Annotated in this window: 22 protein-coding genes; 14 read left to right on the top strand and 8 right to left on the bottom strand. The window is 68.7% G+C overall.

What is annotated here, in order from left to right; translation table 11 throughout:
- Window positions 1-13 precede the first annotated feature (13 nt).
- Window positions 14-1,609, top strand: a complete 1,596-nt coding sequence (locus J2753_RS08170; RefSeq protein ID WP_209491448.1) for a DUF7519 family protein — start codon at window positions 14-16, stop codon at window positions 1,607-1,609.
- Window positions 1,610-1,629: 20 nt separating this feature from the next.
- Here J2753_RS08170 and J2753_RS08165 read toward each other — a convergent pair whose 3' ends face one another.
- Window positions 1,630-2,583, bottom strand: coding sequence for an AAA family ATPase (locus tag J2753_RS08165; protein WP_209491447.1), 954 nt, complete (start codon window positions 2,581-2,583; stop codon window positions 1,630-1,632).
- Window positions 2,584-2,702: 119 nt separating this feature from the next.
- Between J2753_RS08165 and J2753_RS08160 the strand changes: the two genes are divergently transcribed.
- Together J2753_RS08160 and J2753_RS08155 are read left to right on the top strand one after the other, a co-directional pair.
- Window positions 2,703-3,500 (top strand): SDR family oxidoreductase, encoded by a 798-nt coding sequence (locus J2753_RS08160; RefSeq protein WP_209491446.1) that lies wholly within the window; start codon window positions 2,703-2,705, stop codon window positions 3,498-3,500.
- A gap of 48 nt (window positions 3,501-3,548) precedes the next feature.
- Window positions 3,549-3,962, top strand: coding sequence for a Rieske (2Fe-2S) protein (locus J2753_RS08155; protein WP_209491445.1), 414 nt, complete (start codon window positions 3,549-3,551; stop codon window positions 3,960-3,962).
- On the opposite strand, the gene J2753_RS08150 is transcribed toward J2753_RS08155, so the two are convergent.
- Complete coding sequence (locus tag J2753_RS08150; protein WP_209491444.1) at window positions 3,945-4,565, bottom strand: TetR/AcrR family transcriptional regulator; 621 nt, start codon at window positions 4,563-4,565, stop codon at window positions 3,945-3,947. The two genes, J2753_RS08155 and J2753_RS08150, sit on opposite strands and share 18 nt — an antisense overlap.
- A gap of 196 nt (window positions 4,566-4,761) precedes the next feature.
- Window positions 4,762-5,364 carry a superoxide dismutase gene (sod, locus tag J2753_RS08145; protein ID WP_209491443.1) on the bottom strand — a complete coding sequence of 201 codons (603 nt, stop codon included), beginning with the start codon at window positions 5,362-5,364 and terminating at the stop codon, window positions 4,762-4,764.
- Window positions 5,365-5,563: 199 nt separating this feature from the next.
- Between sod and J2753_RS08140 the strand changes: the two genes are divergently transcribed.
- The 5 genes from J2753_RS08140 (at window position 5,564) to J2753_RS08120 (ending at window position 11,187) form a co-directional block, all read left to right on the top strand.
- A complete protein-coding gene (locus J2753_RS08140; RefSeq protein WP_209491442.1) occupies window positions 5,564-6,298 on the top strand; it encodes a pirin family protein in 735 nt (244 codons plus the stop codon).
- Between the two features lie 49 nt (window positions 6,299-6,347).
- Entirely contained in the window at window positions 6,348-6,668 is a 321-nt protein-coding gene (locus J2753_RS08135) for a hypothetical protein (protein WP_209491441.1), read from the top strand.
- A 956-nt stretch (window positions 6,669-7,624) separates the two neighbouring features.
- A complete protein-coding gene (locus J2753_RS08130; protein WP_209491440.1) occupies window positions 7,625-8,536 on the top strand; it encodes a twin-arginine translocation signal domain-containing protein in 912 nt (303 codons plus the stop codon).
- 2 nt (window positions 8,537-8,538) lie between these two features.
- Entirely contained in the window at window positions 8,539-10,386 is a 1,848-nt protein-coding gene (locus J2753_RS08125) for an outer membrane protein assembly factor BamB family protein (RefSeq protein ID WP_209491439.1), read from the top strand.
- A gap of 63 nt (window positions 10,387-10,449) precedes the next feature.
- Entirely contained in the window at window positions 10,450-11,187 is a 738-nt protein-coding gene (locus J2753_RS08120; protein WP_209491438.1) for a class I SAM-dependent methyltransferase, read from the top strand.
- 5 nt (window positions 11,188-11,192) lie between these two features.
- Here J2753_RS08120 and ilvA read toward each other — a convergent pair whose 3' ends face one another.
- Window positions 11,193-12,413, bottom strand: a complete 1,221-nt coding sequence (gene ilvA, locus J2753_RS08115; protein WP_209491437.1) for a threonine ammonia-lyase — start codon at window positions 12,411-12,413, stop codon at window positions 11,193-11,195.
- Window positions 12,414-12,579: 166 nt separating this feature from the next.
- Between ilvA and J2753_RS08110 the strand changes: the two genes are divergently transcribed.
- The 4 genes from J2753_RS08110 to J2753_RS08095 all read left to right on the top strand — a co-directional run bounded on the left by J2753_RS08110 (window position 12,580) and on the right by J2753_RS08095 (window position 16,143).
- On the top strand, window positions 12,580-13,608 hold the full coding sequence (locus J2753_RS08110; RefSeq protein WP_321168792.1) for a carbohydrate kinase family protein: 1,029 nt from the start codon (window positions 12,580-12,582) through the stop codon (window positions 13,606-13,608).
- Between the two features lie 89 nt (window positions 13,609-13,697).
- On the top strand, window positions 13,698-14,336 hold the full coding sequence (locus tag J2753_RS08105) for a VOC family protein (protein ID WP_209491435.1): 639 nt from the start codon (window positions 13,698-13,700) through the stop codon (window positions 14,334-14,336).
- Window positions 14,333-15,481, top strand: a complete 1,149-nt coding sequence (locus tag J2753_RS08100; protein WP_321168791.1) for a VOC family protein — start codon at window positions 14,333-14,335, stop codon at window positions 15,479-15,481. Before J2753_RS08105 ends, J2753_RS08100 begins: the two co-directional genes overlap by 4 nt.
- Window positions 15,478-16,143, top strand: coding sequence for an alpha/beta hydrolase (locus tag J2753_RS08095; RefSeq protein ID WP_209491434.1), 666 nt, complete (start codon window positions 15,478-15,480; stop codon window positions 16,141-16,143). Before J2753_RS08100 ends, J2753_RS08095 begins: the two co-directional genes overlap by 4 nt.
- 147 nt (window positions 16,144-16,290) lie before the next feature.
- On the opposite strand, the gene J2753_RS08090 is transcribed toward J2753_RS08095, so the two are convergent.
- Entirely contained in the window at window positions 16,291-17,112 is an 822-nt protein-coding gene (locus J2753_RS08090) for a BtpA/SgcQ family protein (protein WP_209491433.1), read from the bottom strand.
- Between the two features lie 74 nt (window positions 17,113-17,186).
- Window positions 17,187-18,101 carry a hypothetical protein gene (locus J2753_RS08085; protein WP_209491432.1) on the bottom strand — a complete coding sequence of 305 codons (915 nt, stop codon included), beginning with the start codon at window positions 18,099-18,101 and terminating at the stop codon, window positions 17,187-17,189.
- An 85-nt stretch (window positions 18,102-18,186) separates the two neighbouring features.
- Between J2753_RS08085 and J2753_RS08080 the strand changes: the two genes are divergently transcribed.
- The gene (locus tag J2753_RS08080) at window positions 18,187-18,360 is read left to right on the top strand and encodes a hypothetical protein (RefSeq protein ID WP_209491431.1); all 174 of its coding nucleotides are present in this window, start codon (window positions 18,187-18,189) and stop codon (window positions 18,358-18,360) included.
- A 44-nt stretch (window positions 18,361-18,404) separates the two neighbouring features.
- Here the strand turns inward: J2753_RS08080 and J2753_RS08075 are convergent, their stop codons facing one another.
- Window positions 18,405-19,163, bottom strand: a complete 759-nt coding sequence (locus tag J2753_RS08075) for a GTP cyclohydrolase III (protein WP_209491430.1) — start codon at window positions 19,161-19,163, stop codon at window positions 18,405-18,407.
- A 135-nt stretch (window positions 19,164-19,298) separates the two neighbouring features.
- Window positions 19,299-19,958 (bottom strand): hypothetical protein, encoded by a 660-nt coding sequence (locus J2753_RS08070; RefSeq protein WP_209491429.1) that lies wholly within the window; start codon window positions 19,956-19,958, stop codon window positions 19,299-19,301.
- A gap of 89 nt (window positions 19,959-20,047) precedes the next feature.
- Here J2753_RS08070 and J2753_RS08065 point away from each other — a divergent pair, with 89 nt between their 5' ends.
- Window positions 20,048-20,524, top strand: coding sequence for a DUF4112 domain-containing protein (locus tag J2753_RS08065; RefSeq protein WP_321168804.1), 477 nt, complete (start codon window positions 20,048-20,050; stop codon window positions 20,522-20,524).
- Window positions 20,525-20,528: the final 4 nt, after the last annotated feature.

Here is a 20,528-nt window from a genome sequence, read left to right as displayed (position 1 = left end):
GGGGTGGCCGGTGATGGCGGCCGAGACCAGCGACGAGGAGGCGGTCTCGACGCTCTCCGCGACGAACTGGCGGCCGCCACGCGCCGGGTCGGCGCTTGCGGTAGCTATCGTCGCCGTCGGCTGCTGGCTGCTGGCGGACGCGCTGGGCGTGCTGGACTCGCTCTCCATCGCCGCCATCGGCGGCGCCGGCGTCGCGGCCGTCGTCTGGTTGGTCGGCCGGGAGCGCTTCAGCACCCTCGGCACGCTGCTCGGCGTCGCCGTCGCGCCGCTGGCGGGTGGTCTGCTGTTCGTCGGGGTCGGCTACGCGCTGATCGCCCAGCTTGCAGGGTTCGCGCCCCAAGGGACCGTCTTCGTCGGGCTGAGCGTCGTGCTCGCCGGGTTCGGTGCGGCGTCGATCCCAAGTGACTCGGCCGACCGTGAGCGCGTGAGCGCGGCCACGAAGAGCGCCCTGCTGAGTGCGGTTGGGCTGCTCGCGGTATCGGGCGCGCTGGTCGGGAACGCCGTCCGGACCCAAAAGGGGATGGAGCCCCTCGCCGACCTTCCGCTGCCCGAGACGATTCCCGAACTGATCCCGGAAGCCACGCTGGTGCCGCCGCTCGGGAGCTTCCTGCTGCTCGTCTCGCTCGCGTTGCTGGCGCTCGGGGCTGCGCTGGAGGCGCTCCCGGTGGCGGAACTGCTCGACGACCGCTCCAGCGACGACGACGCCGCACTCGAGTGGTACGAGCGACTCCAGTCGGCCCTCGACCGCTCCCCAATCGGCGTCGTCATCGGCATCGTGCTCCTCGCCGCTCGCGTGCTGCTCGGCCCGACGTACGTCGACCTCTGGGCGTCGCTCCCCCCGTTCGTGGTCGGCCTGCTCGACGGCCTCGCGCGCTCGACGCTCCTGCGCTGGCTAGCGATCAGGCTACTGGTCGTCGGCACCGCCGTCGTCGTACTGGTGTACCTGATCCGGCGGCTCCACCGCGCCGGGATCGGCCAGCATCTCGGCAAGATCGCCGTCGTCGCCGGCACCGCGCTGGCGCTGACCGCCGGCTGGATGGGCCACGACCTGCTTCTGAACACGCTGACGGGGCGGCTGGAGGCCGCGCTCCCGGGGCAGGTCGCGGAGATAGTGCTCCAGCAGGTCGACAGCGTGATCCAGTACTACACCGGCGAGGTCGTCGCGCTGGGGCTGGTCGCGTTGGGTGGCGCGACCGCCGCGATTTCGCTGGGCGTGCTCCGGTTGGGAACGATACTCCGCGTGGTGCCGGCACGCCACAGCGGGCATGGGCTCGCAAGCGCAGGCCTGCTCGCGGCCGGTGGATTTGCCGCCGCGCTCGGGGCGCCGCTGCCCGAGTCGCTGGGTGCGCTCGTCGGCGCCGTCGTCGTCTGGGACCTCGGGCGATTCGGCGTCAATCTCGGCCAGGATGTCGGGCGCCGGGCGTCGTCGCTCCCGGTGCAGTTCGTTCGCGTACTCACCGCCGCGCTGATCGGCGCGGTCACCGCCGCGTTCGGGCTGGCAGCCGTCTCGACGACGCCGGTGTCGATTGCGACCGAGTCGGCGGCCGCCGTCGCGCTGTTCGCCGCGGTCGGCGTGGCGTTCCTCGCGAGTCTGGTGCTGGCCCGCTAGGCGATTCAGGTGCTCGCCCGCTAGGCCTCCATCGCGGGCACGGGCACCTGCCCCTTCACGTCTTCTAGCACGTCGGCAGCGTCGATGCCCTCGATCTCCGCCTCCGCGGTCAGCACGAGTCGGTGGGGGAACACGTCGTCGACGATGCGTTTCACGTCGTCGGGGACGAGATACTCACGGCCCTGCAGCGTCGCGTAGGCACGGCCGGCCTCGAACAGGTGCTGGATCCCGCGGGGCGAGACGCCGACGGAGACGTGGCGGTGCTCGCGGGTCGCGCGCCCGAGTTTCACGAGGTACTCGCGGACGTTCCGCTCGGCAGTGATCGTCTCCGGCACCGCCTGCAGGTCCCGGACCGTCGCCTCGTCGGCGACCGCCGAGACGCTGGGCACCGACTCCGTCCGGCCCGCGCGGCGGTCGATTAGCTCCATCTCGCCGTCGAACTCCGGGTAGCCCATCGACGTCTTCACGATGAATCGGTCGCGCTGGGCCTCCGGCAGGCCGAAGGTCCCCTCCTGCTCGACGGGGTTCTGGGTCGCGATGACGATGAACGGGTCCGGTAGCTGGTGAGTCTCGCCGTCGACGGACACCTGTCCCTCGCCCATCGCCTCCAGCAGCGCGGCCTGCGTTTTGGGCGGCGCGCGGTTGATCTCGTCGGCCAGCACGACGTTCGCGAAGATGGGGCCCTCGGCGAACTGGAACTCGCCCGAACTCTCGTCGAACACGTTCGACCCGGTGATGTCCGCCGGCAGCAGGTCCGGAGTGAACTGAATCCGGGTAAAGGAGAGGTTCAGCGCGCCGGCGAGGCTGCGGGCCGCGAGGGTCTTGCCCGTTCCGGGTACGTCCTCGAGCAGCACGTGGCCGCCGGCGAGCACGCCAGTCATCACGGTTTTCAGGAACGAGCGGTCGGTGACCACCGCCGCGCTCAGTTCGTCGATTACGTCTCCGGCTCGCCCGGCCGCCGCTTCGGGATCCATTTGGGAGTAGGTATGGGCCACCCAACATGACGTTACCGGTGGGGACGACAGCCGCGGTGTCGGAACCCTCGGACGGAGCGGGGCGGCACGCTTAACGCGCCCCCGTGTCACGGTGGCCCATGGACATCGGACTGGCAGACAGCAGGGCGCTCGTGCTCGCGGCAAGCAGCGGGATCGGGAAGGCAGTCGCCACCGAGTTGGCCCGAGAGGGCGCAGAGGTGGTGATCGCCGCGCGCGACGAGACTCGGTTGGCTGGCGCCGTCGACGACATCCGCGATGGGACCGACTGTGCCGCCGACGCCGTCGACTACGTCGTCTGTGACCTCGATGACCCCGAGTCGGTCGAGGCGGGGACGACCGACGCCATCGACGAACTGGGTGGGCTGGACGTGCTGGTGACCAACCACGGCGGGCCGTCGACGGTGCCGTTCGAGGATCTGACGATGAGCGATGTCGACGCCGGCTATCAGGGGATCCTCCGGTCGACCGTGCAGGCTTGCGAAATCGCGCTGCCCGCGCTACGGGACGGCGGTGGCGCGATCACCCACCTCGTGGCCGTCTCGGCGCTGGAGCCCGGCCCTCGAAGCGCGCTCTGTAACGTGTTCCGGCCCGCGATCTACGGGCTCTCGAAGACGCTCGCGGAGTCCTACGGCGACGACGGCGTGCGCTCGAACTGCGTCGGCCCGAAAGGGATCGCTTCCGACCGAATCGAGAACAAACTCCGGGAGCGCGCCGAGCGCGAGGGGATCACCCGGGACGAGGCGCTGGAGCAGCGACTTGCGGACCTGCCCGTCGAGGACCTCGGCGATCCGGAGACGTTCGGCCGGGTCGCGGCGTTCGTCTCCTCGCCCGCCGCGGACTACGTGACTGGCAGCCACGTGCCCGTCGACGGCGGCTGGCACCGCCACGCGTTCTAGCCGCAGTGGTTCCGCAGGCTTTTGCGCGGGCGGGGCGTTGCTCGGCCGATGGCGGAGACGATCACGGCAGTCTCGGAGGTGCCCGAGAACAGCTCCTACCTGTTCAGCGTCGAGGACGCGTTCACCAACGAGCGCGAAGCGATCATCGTCCCCTGTGAGGACGACCCCGGCGTCGAGGCGTGGATCAACGACTGCCCGCACGAGCCCCAGAAACTGGACCGCGGTTCCGGCGCGGCGATGCGGGACGGCGAGATCATCTGCCCCAAACACGGCTCGATGTTCGACGCCTGCGAGGGGGGGTGTGGGAACGGCCCGGCCGCGGGGATGTCGCTTCTCTCTGTCGACGTGGAAGTGGCGGACAGCGACGTGGTGCTCGTCGACAACGACTACGAGTTCCTCAAAACTGGTGGGCTGGACGACGACGACAGCGGGCCGAGTTCGACCTCACCGCTCTCTTTCTGAGGCCGCCAGCGAGTCGAGCACGAACTCGTCGACGGCCTCGCGGGCTTGCTCGGGCGCGTCCTCGTGACCCAGCGAGATGCGCCGCGCTCGGGCAGCGTGGATCACGTCAGTGAGTAACTGTGCGAGCGACTCGGCGTCGACGTCGTGGAACGCGCCCTGCTCGACGCCGGCCTCGAGCACGTGCGTGAGGTTACCCCGGAGCTGTGCGTAGTGATCGTTGAACACCGCGCGGTGGCGCTCGTCGTGGCGCGCGTGGGCGAACAGTTCGTGGTAGACGGTCATGCGTTCCCAGTGGTCGAAAGCGTCGATCTCCGGGCCGAACAGACACTGATCGAGGCGGTCCGACAGCGCGCCCCAGGGGTCCGTAATCTCGCCGTCGCCGGGTTCCTCGTACTGTTCGATGAGGTACTCCAGGAACGACGCGATCAGGTCGTGCTTGCCGTCGAAGTGGTAGTGGATCAGCGTTCGGCTTTTCTCGAACTCCTCGCCGATGTCGCGCACCCTGAGGTCGGCGTAGCCGTGCTCGCTCAGCGCGCGGAACGTGGCCTCCATGATCTCGCGGCGAGTGTCGCCGCCGGACTCGACCTCCTCGGGCGTAGCCATGGACGATGAACGGCGCTCGAGGGTATTAGCTCCGCGGACCGCGGTGAAAACGCGCCTGCCGGGCGTCGACGGCGCCGTGTGCCAACCGTCGTCGATCACCGTCGCCGCCGCGGGGAGCGCGTACCGCCCATTAGCTGGGCAGCGAGTAACTGGTTGCCCAACTGGCAAAACCGCAGATGGGCCGAAACGGGGGACCTTACTCGAACAGTTCGACGGCCTGCTCGAAGCGGGCCGAGGGCTCCTCCCAGTCGACGACATCGAAGAAGGCGTCGATGAAGTCGCCGCGGGCGGGACCGTAGTCGTAGTAGTAGGAGTGCTCCCAGACGTCGAGCGCGAGAATCGGGTGCGAGCCCCAGAGTGCGCCCTTGTCGTGCTTGTCGACGACGACGTTCCGGAGCTGATTGCTGTAGGAGTCGTACACCAGCAGCGCCCAGCCACCGGCGGAGGACGCGGCGGCCTCGAACTCGCCCTTCCAGGCGTCGTAGGAGCCGAAGTCCTCGGCGATGCGCTCGGCAAGCGCGCCGGACGGCTGGTCGCCGCCCTCGGGGCTCATCGACTGCCAGAACAGGTCGTGGAGGATGTGACCCGAGCCGTTGTGGGTCACGTTCCCGATGGCGCCCGGCGAAGAGCCGAACTCACCGTTCTCGCGGTTCTCCGCGAGGGTCTCCTCGGCGCTGTTCCAGCCGTTGACGTAGCCCTGGTGGTGGGTGTCGTGATGCCACGTGAGCACCTGCTCGCTGATGGAGGGTTCCAGTGCGTCGTAGTCGTACGGCAGCGGCGGCAGTTCGTAATCGCTCATGCAACCACCCGTTGGGACCGACGTGGTAAGAACGTTCGCTGAAACGGATTCAAGTTTCAAAGCCGAAGGGTTGGGAGACGAGGTAATGGTCACGTTTGAGCCCGCTAGTCCAGAAGTTCGAAAGCCAGTATCCACGATCAGAGGATTTTGTGGTGCCGGCGCCGTGATGGTTATCAGTGCCGACCGATTCGGTCGAGCCATGTCTTTCGACCAAACGGTCAACTCCCCACTGCCGGGGGAGACGGTCCGCCACGGGACGGGTGTGAACGCCACGCGCGCGTTCCCGACGAGCAACTATCAGCAGAATCTCGACCCGTTCGTGCTGTTCGAGCGCTTCTACATCGACCCGGACGACGGCTTCCCGATGCACCCCCACAAGGGGTTCGAGATTGTCTCCTACATGCTGGAGGGCGGGATGGAGCACGAGGACTCGCTGGGCGTGACCCATACGGCGTACCCCGGCGACGCGATGGGGATCACCACCGGCGCCGGCATCGAGCACTCCGAGATGCCTGCCGACGGCGCTGGCTGTAACGGCCTCCAGCTCTGGGTGAACCTCCCGCGCGAGCAGAAGGAGGTCGAACCCGACTACGAGGACGCTAGCCCCGAGGAACTCCCCACCGAGGAACTGGACGGCGCGAGGGTCACGACCGTCGTCGGCGAGGGCTCGCCGCTCTCGCTCTACACGGAGATGGAGTACCTCGACGTGCGCGTCGACGGCGAGTGGGAGTGGACCACGCCGGAGGGCTGGTCGGGCTTCCTGTTCGGCGTCGAGGGCGAGGGGGCCGTCAACGGCGATAGCTTCGGGAAGGGCGACGTGCTGCCAGCAACGGAGGCCGGCGGCGTGACCGTCGAGGGCGAGGTCCGCCTCGTCGCCGTCGCCGGCGAACCGCACGAGGAGCCGATCCAGCAGCGCGGCCCGTTCGTGTTCTGATCGGGTCGCGATGGGAGCGCTTTTGAGCCCGGACGCCCAGTGACGTGGTATGGCGACGCATGCACAGCACGGGGAGGCGGCTCGTTCGTCGCTTCCCGACGTTCTCCCGTTCGACCTCGAGCACCTCTCCCGGCAGCGTTGGGAACTCGGCAGCCGGGTCGTCGACGACGCCGAGCGCGTCGGCGAGTGGCGCCACGTCGGCGGCCGCTGGACGCTGACGGCGTTCGACGCGACGGCGGAAACGCTTCTGCTCCGGCTCACGTCTCCCGTTGGCCGGAGTCGCTTCTACGGCGCGATGCGGCGGGAGTTCCGCGAGGCCCGTCCCTCGCTCGCGGCGGCCTCCGAGTGGGAAGCCGTCGACGACGCCTGATTCAGGCCCGCGCCGTCCGCGGATGACTCCGGACCAGTACGGTAGCCGAGCCTAACCACCGCGCCAACGGCGATTCTGTCGATAGCCGTCACCTTCGCTCTGCGGGCTCTATCCGCGAGTCTCGTCTCCTCGTCCTGTTTCTAGGCTCTCCAGCGTACCGACTGCCGTATCCAGTTCCGGTTAATACATTTTATAGCGCGATATCGAATCGGTGTGGACGCGCTCTACGGGGCCTCCGCGCTGGCGTCACTCGCCTACTTCGTTCGCGCACGCAGCCAACGTGATCCAAGCGATGACCGGCAGCACCTCGAGCAGCGAGCGTCGTCGCCGTCCACACGCCGGGTCACGCAATGAACGCAACCCCCATCCGGGGCGGGCGCCGCGCAGGACGAACTCGAGTAGATTCCCGACAGCTCATCGTCGACAACAAACGCCGGCCGGGGTCGCTGCGAGACCGGGCCGCGTGGGGTGGGGTCCTGAAGATGGGCCTCTCGATCCGCTTCACGCCCGATCGGTCGTGTGTTTCTCGTCGTTCGCTCGGTCCACCTGCTCGATCATGCCTGCCGGACGATTGCATATCTCAGTATATGGTTTATGGCGGCGAGATCACCTCCGATGGAACTTCACGAAACACGAGGCGAAGGCACCGAAGGAGAACCGCTGGACGGATCAACCGCCGCTAGCGGTCGTATCTATCATGATTTTTATTGAGTAACACGCACGAAAAGATATAGCAGTGGCCGCACCGATATCCGTTTGTCTCATCGGTGGGTCGCTGAATCCGCACTGAATGATTAGTAAATCCGGCCAGAAGTTCCCGTTTGTGGATTTCCAGAACATCCCAACATTAGTCACCGATTGATCATTTGTGATTGTGACACAACCACGTAAATCCACTTCTGAACACATAACCCATTTATATGTTCATGCCGATTCCCAGAACGTTGTGATCCAAAATGGTGACTGAGAACACTAACGGGCAGATCTCCGACGAGGACCGGCGGACGTTCCTCAAGGCGCTGGGCGTCGGCGGCGCCGTCGCCGCCGGCTCCGCGTCGCTCGACGACGTTCGGAACGCCGTCACCGCGGGCGAGAGCGCGCAGCTCGCACAGATCGGTAGCGACGTCCGTGCGGACCTCACGGGCTCGCTCGACGCCGCCGCACTCGCCGACGGCCAGGCCGAACTCGCCAGTGCCGTCAGTTCGCTGACGGCCGCTGCCGAGCAGGGCCTCCCGGCCGCCGAACAGCGCGCCGAGTTCGAGAGCCTCGCCACCGCGAGCCAGCCCATCTACGACCATCTCGAGACGACTGGCTTCTTCCAGAGCACTGACGCTCATCTCCCGCAGTTCGAACCGAGCTACCTCGAGTCGGCCGTCTCGACGTTCGTCGGGTCCGAGGCGCTGACCGAGCCGCTGGCCTCGCTGGGCCTGACCGACGGCGACGGCGTCGACCTCCTCACCGAGGTCATCGCCAACGCCGAGGAACTCGATGCCTACCACTGGGTCGCGAGCGAGGAGATCCCCCGCTCCCAGATCGAGTTCGGCGAGAAGATCCCGCCCATGACGAAGGCAGCGTCGTTCGGCGTGCTGGCGTGGCTGAACGACCTCGACGAGCATCTCTGGCAGAAACAGGTGCTCCTCGACGACGGTCACTACGGCGACGCCGTCTGGCACGCCCGCTCGATGGCCGCCGGCCTCCAGCTCGTGAGCGAGGGTGCGAAAGCCGTCGCCGAGGAGTCCGGTCGCTTCTCCGACGAGGAGCTGAGCGCCCTGCTCACCACCGGCTTCGCGGTACAGGCGATCGCCCAGAACATGCTCCCGAAGGACGTCTACTGGGTGACCGAGGAGATGCGAGCCCCCCGTAACTGATTATGGCTAAGCAAGACAAACCCGACCGAGAGAGCGAGATCGAACCGACCGCCGAGCGGCTGGCGGAGAACTTCCAGGCGGAGGCGCCCGGTTCGACCGTCACCGACGAACAGCTCCGTGCCGACGACGACAACCCGGAGTCGTGGCTACAGTACAACAAGGGTCTCAAACAGCGTGGCTACTCCCCCGCAGCCCGCATCACGCCGGAGAACGCCGACCAGCTCACCGAGGAGTACAGCATGGAGCTCGGCGGCGGCCAGCAGACGCCCATCGTCGTGCCCGGCGGCGAGGGCGAGCCCCCGGTCATGTACGTCACCGAGGGCCAGAACCTCACGGCGCTCAACGCCAACACCGGCGACGTCTACTGGACCTTCGAGTACGAACTCGAGTACAAACACAACGTCGGCCGAAACCAGCGTGGCGCGAGCGTCTGGGGCGACACGGTCATCTACTGTGCGGCCGACCTCCGCCTGATGGCGGTCGACCGCTACACCGGCGAACTGCAGTGGCAGACCCACGCGGTTTCCGAGCGCCAGAAAGAGAAGATGAACCCCTCGACTCACCGCCTCACCAACAGTGGCGCGCCGCTCGTCTTCGACGGCGTCGTCCTGAAGGGCCAGAGCGGCGAGGGTGGCAACTGGAGCGCCTTCATGGCGTTCGACGCCGAGACCGGCGAGAAGCTCTGGGACTACAACGTCATCCCGCCGGAGTTCTGGATCGACGAGACGTGGCGCTTCGGCGACGGCGCGCCGTGGACGACGCCCTCCGTCGACCCCGAGACCGGCACCGTCTTCTTCACGACCGGTAACCCCTCGCCGCAGGTCAACGGCGTGGTGCGTGCCGGCCCGAACAAGCACTCCGACTCCGTCATCGCCCTCGACATCGAGACCGGCGAGGAGAAGTGGGTCCACCAGCTGACCGCACACGACTGGTGGGACTACGACGCGTACCTCTCCTCTGTGATCGACATGGAGATCGACGGGGAGACCACGCGCGTCATCGGCGTCAAGGACAAGACCGGCTGGTTCTACGTCATCGACGCCGAAACGGGACAGCTCCTCCGTCGCTCGGAGCCCCACGCGAATCAGGGCGCCGAGCTCCCGATGTTCGCGCTCCCGCCCGCGGGCGAAGAGAACAAGAAAGAGCAGTCCCCGACCGCGATGGGTGCGACCGACTGGCACCCCAGCGGCTACAGTCCCGACACGGGGCTGTACTACCTCGACTCCAACGACGACTTCTGGGAGCCGTGGTACGACCCGGACTGGGAGTTCCGCCCGGACTCGCTGGAGCACAGCGTCGGCGGCGGGAAGCCGTTCCCGATCCCGGCCGAATCCGGCGAGCGCGCCACCCGCGTCAGCGCCATCGACCCCGACTCGGGTGAGATCGTCTGGACGCAGGAAAACGAGGCCGCGCCGTTCCAGTTCACCGGCGGCAACACGCCGACCGGCGGGAACGTCGTCCTCAGCGGCACCGGCACCGGCGCCTTCCGCGTGCTGAACGCCGAGACCGGCGAGATCGCCCACGAGATCGACATCGGGAGCGGCATCCGCCCCGCACCGATCACGTGGGACGTGCCCGCGGAGAACAAACAGTACGTCGCCATCACCAGCTCGACGGGGCTGGAAGTGTACTCGGTCGAGGCCGAACTCACCGAGGAGACCGAGACGGCCACGCAGACTGAGACCGCCACGGAGACCGAGGCGGTGACGGAGACGGCGACCGATACCGAGGAGTCCACCGAGACGAGCGGTCCCGGCTTCGGGGCCGCCGCCGGTGCGGCCGGCGTCGCGGGCGCGGCCGCCGCGGCCAAGAAGCGCTCGGACGGCGACGACGAAGACGACGACGCCTGATCGGCGTCTGACTCACCGACACGCGTTTTTTCGGTCGCGTACTAACCGACCCAGAGACCACACGTGTACTACTTCGGCGTCTATCACTGGCGGAAAGGGCTGCGGGCAGCAGCGGCAGTCGTCGCGGCCGCGATGCTGGCGGCCGTCGCCGCTCGGCTGCCCTCGCGGAGCAGGCTGCTCACCGCCGTCGCCGCCGCGGGGTTCGGCATCGCGGGTGCAACGGGTATCGAGAGCCTGCTCCACCCCCGCCCGTGGTCGCTGAACCGCCGGCGCTACGAGGCGCTGGCGGCGGAGTTGTCGCTCGACGACGCCGACTCGCTGCTGGACGTCGGCTGCGGGACTGGCCGATCATTGGTCGGCCTCGCGCCGGCGATCGGCGACGACTGCACGGTCACGGGACTCGACCGCTTCGACGACCGGATCATCCTCGGGAACGGCCCCAAGTTGGCGCGGCAAAACGCCGGCAAAGCCGGGCTTGACCCGGAACTGGTCGCCGGCGACGCCACCGGGATGCCGCTGGATGCAGGAAGCCACGAGGTCGTCACCTCGTGTATGATGCTGCACGACCTGCCTGAGGGCACCGCGCGGGCGGCGCTCGAAGAGATGGGCCGGGTCTGTGCGCCGGACGGCCGTGTCGGGCTGATCGAACTCCCGCTGATCAACGACGAGCGGCCAGTGAGCGCCGACTTCTGGCAAGAACTGGTCGCCGACGCCGGCCTCGAAATCGAGACGGTCCGGACGCTCCCGTGGCCCGGCGGCGAGGGTGACTACACTGTCGTCGTCGCGACGCCCGCCGAGTAAGGTCGCTACCGCGGGACGACTTCCCGGACCGTGTAGCCGGCGTCCTCTATCTCCTCGACGATGCGCTCGATAGCGGCCTCGCCGGGCGTCGTCAGCCGGGCGACGATATCCGCCTCGCCGACCGGGAGCCCCTGCTCCGAGCGGTCGTGGCGCACGCTGCGGATGTTGGTGTCGTGGGCGCCGATGAGGGTGGCGAGTTCGCCCAGCACCCCCGGCTGGTCGTCGATCCGGATGCGGAGCGTGACGAACTGCCGGCGGTCGACCAGCGCACGAGTCAGCACGTCCTGCAGCGTCGCGATGTCGATGTTGCCGCCACAGAGCAGCGGCACGACCGTTCCGTCGACCTCAAGGTCGCCCGCGAGCAGCGGCGCGACCGACGCCGCGGCTGCGCCCTCGACCATCTGTTTGGTGCGTTCGAGCAGCCAGAGCGTCGCGTTCGCGATCTCGGTGTCGTCGACGGTCACCACCTCGTCGACGCGCTCCTCGATGATCTCGAACGTGCGCTGTGAGAGGCTGCCGGTCGCGATGCCGTCGGCGATGGTGTTGGGCGTCTCGTTGGCGACCGGCTCACCCTTCTTCAGGCTCTGGGGCGCCGTCGCGGCGGCCTCGGCCTGCACACCGACGACGCGCACGTCCTGCTCGACGGCCTGCATCGCCGTCGCGACGCCGGAGATCAGGCCGCCGCCCCCGATGGGGACGACGACGGTGTCGAGATCCGGCACCTGCTCCAGCAGTTCGAGGCCGAGCGTTCCCTGCCCGGCGATCACGTCCGGATCGTCGTAGGCGTGAACGAACGCGGTGCCCGGTTCGTCGGCGCGCTCCTGGGCGGCCGCCATCGCCTCGGCGAACGTCTCGCCCCGGAGTTCAACCGTCGCACCGTACCCCCGGGTGGCGTCGATCTTGGCCTGCGGCGCCGTCTCGGGCATGAACACCAGCGAGTCGAGGCCACACTCGGTGGCCCCGAACGCGACCCCCTGCGCGTGGTTGCCCGCGCTGGCGGCGACCACGCGTTCGGCCTCGCCGCGCTCGGCGATCTGGCTGATCCGGTTGTACGCCCCGCGGGGCTTGAACGAGCCGGTTTTCTGGAAGTGTTCGAGTTTGAGCCACACGTCGGCGCCGACCGTCTCGCCCAGCGTGGCGCTGTGTCTGACTGGCGTCTCACGGATGCGCTGGACCTCGTTCAGGCGCTCGCGGGCCGCGCGCACGTCCTCGAGGGTGACCGTCATCCCCACGTCCCCGTCGCCGCCTCGGTCTCGCGTCGGTTCACGTCGTAGTGCACGCTCGCGGTGGTTGGCCGAGACGAACTTAGTCCTTCGCTCATCCGGCCGGGGTGACGGGGTGGTGCCGGCCCGAGCGCCGTACACTTATCCCCGGACGCCCCCCAGCGGGGATGTGACTGACCGAACGTCGGATGGTTCGGCGGGCGACGGCCCGGCCGACGATGCACGGGCGCGCGACGACCCCGCAGGCAGCGCGCCCGCGGACGGCGCCACCGAAGTCGTCGCCGTCGGCGCCGCCACCGTCGACCGCTTCTACGAGGTGACGAACCTCCCCGAACCCGACGGCGGCGCGTTCGCCCGTGAGGTGACCGACCGCTTCGGCGGCGTGGGCGCCAACGTCGCCACCGGACTGGCACGGCTGGGCCGCGACACCGCCCTCCTCGGCCGTTTGGGTGACGACGACATGGGCGACCGCGTGCTCGCCGACCTCGAGGCCGGCCCGGTCTCGACTGACCTGATCCAGCGCGGCCCGGGCACCACGACCCACTGCGTGATCCCCCGCGGGCCCGAGGGCCAGCGGATGATCGTCACCGCTGGCGACTCGACAGTTCGCCTCGAACTCGACGACGCCGACCGCGCGGCGATCCGCGGCGCCGACGCCGTGTTCGTGACCGCATACGTGCCCGACGCCGTTACCGCCGAAATCGCCGAGATGGCGGCCGATCCCGCGGGGCCGGCGCTCGTGTTCGATCTCTCCGGGCCGATCGAGGAGCTACGCGGCCGCGGAACCGAACGCCAGACCATCGACCGCGTGGTTGAGGTGGCGGACCTGTTCATCACCGCCCGGCTAGCCGCCGAGTCCTACCTCGACTGCCCCGCGGGCGAGGCCGTCGACGCACTCAGGGAGCGGGACTGCTCGCGCGGCGCCGTCACGTTCGGTACTGACGGGGCGACGCTGTTCGAGGGAGAGGGTCGTACCGAGATCTCGGCGTTCGATATCGACCCCGTCGACACGACTGGCGCCGGCGACTCCTTCACCGCCGCGCTCACCGAGCGGTGGCTGCTTGGCGACGCCGATGCTGCGACGGCGGGGCGATTCGCCGCGGCGACGGCGGCGCTGAACTGTGGTGCCGAGGGTGCCCGGGGTGGCCTTCCCGATCCCCAGGCCGTCCGGGCGTTCCTCGCAGAGCGCGACGGCTGACCGGGCAGTAACGCCCGCGTCACCGGGTATCGCCCGTGTCGGGGAACGGATTTATCCGTGGGACGAGAACCCAGTATCACGAGACAACCATGACTGACGCACCCACCCAGGCCGACGAGAGCGACATCCCCGTCACCGCCGAGAACCCCGACAGCCCCGTCGGCGTCACCGGCGTCGACCACATCACGCTGATCGGTAGCAACGAGGAGGATACCGTGGAGTACTACCGGGACGTTCTCGGGATGCCGCTGGTGCTCCGCCAGCCGAACCTCGACAACCCGGAGGCGACTCACCTCTTTTTCGATGCCGGCGACGGCCGCATCATCACGTTCTTCGTCAACGAACGGGACTCCGACGACCGCCCGCAGCGCGTCGGGATGGGCGGCGTCCACCACCTCGCGTTCAGCGTCGACGGCGAGCGACTCGCCGAGATCGCCGAGGGCCTCGAGGACCACGGCTACGGCTACAACGAGTTCGACCGCGGGGCGTTCCACTCGCTCTACACCCGGGACCACAACGGCCTCACCATCGAACTCGCCGCGGACAAGTTCGAGATCCCGGACGACCGCCGGGGCGAGGTGCTGGCGCATGCCCAGGCTCACCGCGTCGACAGCGGCGCCGAGTACGTGAAAGACGAGCACATGCGCGCCGCGCTGGAGGAACTCGACATCCCCGTCGAGGAGATCGAGATCCCGAGCACGGCCGCCTCCGGGTCGGGGGGACTGTGAGCGAGCGGGAACCCGACCTCGATTCGCTCGCCCCCGATGCGGGCGTCGACGGCGCTGTCGGCGACATCGACGCCGGCGAGGCACCCGATACGCCCGGCATCCACCACGTCTCGGTCGTCACCGGCGACCCCCACGGGACGCTGACGTTCTACCGCGACGTGCTGGGGCTGCGCCTCATCAAGCGCACCGTCAACCACGACGAGCCGGCGGTCCACCACCTCTACTTCGGCGACGAGGAAGCCACGCCCGGGACGACGTTCACGGCGTTCCCCTACCCGCTGGATTCGGGTGGCCGGCGCGGCGCCGGCCAGCCAAGCGAGACGGCGTTCGCGGTGCCGGAGGGGAGCCTCGACTACTGGCAGGAGCGCCTCGACGAACAAAGCGTCGACGCCGACGAAGGAGAGCGGTTCGGCGAGCCAATTGTCACCTTCACGGACCCGGACGGCCTCGACCTCGCGCTGATCGAGGGCGCCGACGCCGGGCGGCTGGGCGTCGACGGCGTCGATGTCGAACCGTGGGACGAGAGCGTCCCCGAGACGCACGCGATCCGGGGGATGCACTCCGTGACGCTGCGCTCGAACAGCCCCTACGTTACCGGGCGCGTGCTGGAACTGTTCGGTTTCGGCCTCGTCGGGCAGGCGGGCGAACGCGTGCGCTACGTCGCCGGCGCCGACGGCGTCGAAACCGAGGGGCTGGAAGCCGACACGACCGACCTTGCCCGCGAGCCGACGCCCGGCACCGTCATCGACCTCTACGGCCGCGAGGAGCCGTGGGGGAAGGAGGGCGCCGGCACCGGCCACCACGTCGCGATCCGGATGCCCGACAGCGCGGCGCTCGAGGCGTGGTACGACCGCCTCGTCGACGCCGGCCTCTCGCCATCGCACCCGCGGGACCGCTACTACTTCGAGTCGGTCTACGTCCGGGACCCTGGCGGCGTCCTGTTCGAGTTGGCGACCGACGGGCCCGGAATCGACCGCGACGAACCGATCCCGGAACTCGGCAGCGAACTCCGCCTGCCGCCGTGGCTGGAGGAGGACAAGGAGATGATCCGCGAACAGCTACCGCCGCTCGACAAACCCGTTCGACCTGATGAGCCAGACACCCACGACACCGAAAACCCGGACGCACAGGGAGGCGACCGATGAGTAACGGCCCGGCCGTCGGCGGCGACGGCCCCCACGCCGGCCAGCCGATCAAAACCGCCGGGGCGCCGAAAGAGGCCGCCGAGGCGGCGCTCGTGCTACTCCACGGCCGCGGCGCGCGCCCGGGGAGCGTGCTTGATCTCGCCGACGAACTCGGACACTCCGGCGTGACTCACATCGCTCCGGAGGCGCACCACAACACCTGGTACCCGAACTCCTTCATGGCCGACCGTGAGGCCAATCAGCCGCATCTCGACTCGGCGCTCCGGGCCGTCGACGATGCCGTCGAACTCGCGCTTGCTGCGGGCATTCCGCACGAGAATATCGTCGTCACCGGATTCTCGCAGGGCGCCTGTCTCGCCAGCGAGTACGTCTATCAGAACCCAGAGCGCTACGGCGGGATGGCCGCGTTCAGCGGCGGTCTGATCGGTCCGGAGGGGATGACCTGGCCCGAGGCCGGCGAGGAGAGTCTTGAAGGAACGCCCGCCTTCTTCGGCTGCTCGGACGAAGATCCACACATCCCCGAATCCCGCGTCCACGAGTCCGCCGAGGCCTACGACGCGCGCGGCGCCGACGTGACCGAACGGCTCTACGAGGGGATGGGCCACCGCATCAACGAAGACGAGATGGACTGGCTGCGAACTACAGTCGCCGACCTGCTGTAGACCGAGCGTTCAAGTACGAAAGCGCGACCAGTACCGTCGATGCACTGAGAGCCGTCCCGGGGCGTCAGCGGGTGTGCGGCCACACGCCTCGGGCGACGGAGCGGTCGCCTGTTCGCTAGCCTCGTGAGCGACGGCGCCGGTGGGGGCTCAGTTCTCCCGGACCTCGTCGGCGGCAGCGACTAGCGCCCGGGTTCGCTCCTCGCTCACGGGGTCGCCCGACTCGTCGCCGCCCTTGAGCGCGGTGCCGACGATAACGCCGTCGGCGATACTGAGGATGTCGCCGACCGTCTCGGCGGTGACGCCGCTGCCCACGAATAGCGGCACGTCCAGGTCGAACTCCTCCCGGCGGTCGGACGCCTGCTGAAGGGTCTCGCGGTCGACAGCGTGGCCCGTACCCATCCCGGAGACCACGGTGGCATCGGCCAGCCCACGCTCCACGTTGTCGGCGAACGACTCGGCGGTGAAGTCCTCCGAGGCGATGGGTGCGGAGTGCTTCACGTCGTGGTCGGCGAACACCGCCACGTCGGCGCCGAGACGGTCGCGCTCGCGCATCGTTTCGTAGGCCTTCCCCTCGATGATGCCCTGGTCGGCGACGCGCGCGCCGGTGTGGACGTTCACGCGCATGAACTCCGCACCGATGGCCTGTGCGACCGCTAGATCGGCGGTGGCATCGTTGCGGAGCACGTTCACGCCTACCGGCAGGTCTACCTCGTCGGCGACGGCGCCTGCGGCGTGGGTCATCGACGCGACGACGTGTTTGGGTACGTCGTCGGGGTAGAACGGCACGTCCCCGAAGTTTTCGATCATCAGGGCGTCGACGCCGCCGGCCTCCAGCGCCCGGGCGTCGGCACGGGCGTGCTCGATCACGCCCTCGCGGTCGCCCTCGAACTTCGGCGCGCCCGGCAGCGGATCGAGGTGCACCATCCCGACTATCGGCTGACTCTGCCCGAACGTGGTTTCGAGATCCATGTCCGAGCATCGAAGTCGGCCCGGTAAGCTCTGACGACTCGCCGCTTGGGACGGCGTGAAAGAAGCTGCGCTGACTACGCCCAGAGCTCGGTCTCCTCGCGGAGCCCCTGCGAGATGATCGAGCGGACCGCCTCGATGGCGTCTTCGCCGGCAACCTCGGCGGTGTTCTCGAGCAGCACCGTTTCACTGGGGAACAGCTTCTCGCCCAGCACGAGGCCGAACTCCCGGGCGGTGCTCCCGGTGACAGTGAGGTAAACGCCGAGGCCGGCCTCAGCGATGGCGGCCTCCTCCTCCTGGCCGTTCTCGGGGTAGACGAACTCGACGCCGTCGATGGCGTCCATCCCCAGCACCGCCTCCACGAGGCGCTCGTAGCGCGGCGAGATACAGAGCGGCCCCTCGTAGTCGGCGAGGAACTCGCGGTCGAGGTCGACGCCGGTCGGGACCGTCTCGGGCGCCGCGAGCAGCGTGTGGTACACCGTGTCACCGAGTCCGGTGACGACGCGCACGTCGGACTCAGTGGGGTCGATGCGCTCGTTCACAGCTGCGAGGTCGGCGATGCCCTCCGGGCCGAGCGAGACGACCTCCTCCAGCACGAGGTCGGCGGCGTCGAAGCCCAGCGCGAACTCGTGGGTACGCAGCGCGCGGAACGGCTCCTCCCGGCCGACGAGGTGGACCGGGACGCCCTCGAGTTCGACCGTGAGGCTGTCGAAAACGATGCGTCGGGGCTTCCCCTGGCGGTCGTCGCGTAGGAGCGTGAACTCCGGGCCGTTGGGGTCGTTCGGCGCGGAGTACTCCACGAGACGCTCGTAGCTCCCCTTCTCGGCGGTCTGTTCGCCCTTCGTGATCGCCTTCTCGTACCGGAGTACGGAGGTCACCTGGTCGACGGTCGCCGCGGCCTCGTCGGTGGCGGCGACAGTGGCGACCCGCTCCAACACCGCCTCCAGCGGGCGCCCTTTCCGGGGGACCGCGACGGGAACGGGGTCAGTCATTGAGCGAACGACGGGCCCGACAGAAAAAGCGGTTGCGGAAGGGGACGCCACAACGGCTAAGCCCCGTCGCGCCGCCAGTCCGGGCGTGAGCCTCGCAGAGACGGTCCTACTCGCCGGCGTGGCGCTCGCGCTGTTCGGCGTCGTGAGCGTGCTGGGGGACGCGATATTCGCCGACGCCGACCGCCGGTTCGTCGCTTACCTCGTGGGCCTCATGCTCGCGATGGCGACTGTCGGCTATCTGCTGCTCGAACACGCCTGAGGAGAGGCTGGGCAACAGACTCGAGGCGAGACCGTGGAGAGAACTCAGTCCTCGCGGGCGAACTCCACGCGCGTCCCGTCGTAGCGGCAGTCCTCCAGCGCGTGCTTGGCGTCGATGCCGGCGTCGTGGGGGGTCGGACCGTGGCCGACGCCGACCTTGAGTTCCACGTCGGCGTCGTCGCTCACGTGGTCGATGGCGTCGAGATACTCCTGTTCGGCCATATCGGGAACGACCGAGATGACGTTGTCGCCGCCGACGAAAAAGGAGAGCGCGCCGTGGGCCTCGCGCATATGCCGCATCAGGCTGGCGTACGCCTGCTCGATGCGGATGAACGAGTCGAACTCGTTGAGTCGGTCGGTGTACTTCCCGGTGGCGTCGTTCACGTCGAAATGCGCGATGCTCACGTCACCCTCCTCGGGCGGGCGGTACTCGCCGCCGAGCACCTCGCGCCGGCCGCGGTCCTGCGCGCTGCCGGCCTGCTGGACGCGTTCGGTCGCGCCTTCGAGGGCCTCGATGGGCACCGGGTCGACGGCCGTGCCGAGACTGATCGAAATCGGGTAGCGGTTGCCGATTGATTCCTGCATGAGTTCGTGGTCGGCCTGATCGAGACCGTTGGTGACCGCGACCATGTTGTCGAAGCGAGTGAAGAAGGCGTAGCCGTCCCGCGAGCCGACGAACTGCGCGATGTCCGCGAACAGCCGGGACTGGAGCGTCTGGAGGTCCATCTCCCGGCGTGGCTCGGGTTCGACGGTCCACGGGCCGTAGTTGTCGATCTGGATATGCGTAAGCTGCGGCCGAGTCATCGTACCGGAGATGAGCGGGTGAGGCAGTAGTAGTTTGGTATTCCCGAATGTGTGGGGCCGCCGCGCCGACGGCGTCGACGGTGACGACGATGACGCCAAATACGCCGACAACGACACCGACTAGGCCGACGACGCCTACTTGATCGCCGACAGCGCCAGCCCCGCGTAGTACTTCGGCGCGCTCCGGCGGGAGTTCGCGAGTGCGGTCCGGAGCGCCGCGGTGGCGTCGTCGAACACGCCCGGCCCGTGGCCGACGAGGATCCGGTCGGGCGAGAGGCTCCCCAGCGACTTCCGCGGCGGGAACAGGCGTAGCGCGGGATGGACGCCGAGTCGCTCGTCGTCGGTAGTGAAGAAGTCCGCCGTCCCCACGGCTTCCGGGACGATCAGCGTCCCCGTGCCGGGGTGGCGGAGCGCCACCTCGTGCCAGAGTTGGTTGTTGACGACGGTGATCGCTTTGAACCCCGTCTCCGAGAGCGACTCGCTGTAGGTCTCGACTGGCGCCTCGAGGTCGTCGGCGACGCCCGCGAGGTTGGTCGGGAGTGCGATGCGGACGTCGTGTCGGGTCGCGATTGCGTCGGCGTCGCGCTTGTGGCGGTCCAGCAGGAGGGTAACGCCCGCCACCTCGCCCAGTTCGGCGAGTTCGTCGTCGAGCCCCGGCGCGTCGACGGGATCGACGAGCCAGACGCCCTCCTCGGTCCGGATCGCGTGGCTCGTCCGGTGCATCCCGCCGATCTCCTCGGCGAGCGTCCAACTGATACCGTCGTCCCAGCGGTCGACGACTTCGAGCGTGCTCATGGACGGGGGTTGGTCCGCCCCCGGCTTAACTGTCCCCGGCCGCGGTCCGTGGCGCGGATCGCCACAGCGCTTTTCGGTCGTTCGGCCCGATCACGGCCGTGACCGACGACATCGCGAGCGCGTTCGAGGGGATCGACCCGGCCGACGTGCCCGAGACGGTCGACCGCGCGGCGCTGGAGCGCATGCGCACGGTCGCGGTGGCGCTCGACGAGTCGATCCGGCTCCCGGTCGTGGAGTACCGGATCGGCCTCGATCCGCTGCTCTCGGCCATCCCGGGGATCGGCGACGCGCTCAGCGCCGGCATCTCGCTGTACATCGTCGTCGAGTCAGCCCGACTCGGCGTCTCCTTCACGACGCTGCTGGGGATGCTCGCACGCATCAGCCTCGACTTCGCCGCCGGTTCGGTCCCAGTTGTCGGCCCGGCGTTCGACGCGGTGTTCAAAGCCAACAAGTGGAACGTCGAGGCCGCGCTCCAGGATCTGTTCCCGAAGCAGGCCAGCGACAACGCAGCGCCGGAGGACGATACTGGCGACGCTGTCACCATCCCCGTGACGACGCCGGAGTGACGCG

The sequence above is a fragment of the Halolamina salifodinae genome, from assembly GCF_017874235.1.
GTDB lineage: Archaea > Halobacteriota > Halobacteria > Halobacteriales > Haloferacaceae > Halolamina > Halolamina salifodinae.
This window is presented reverse-complemented; position numbering and strand designations above follow the sequence as displayed.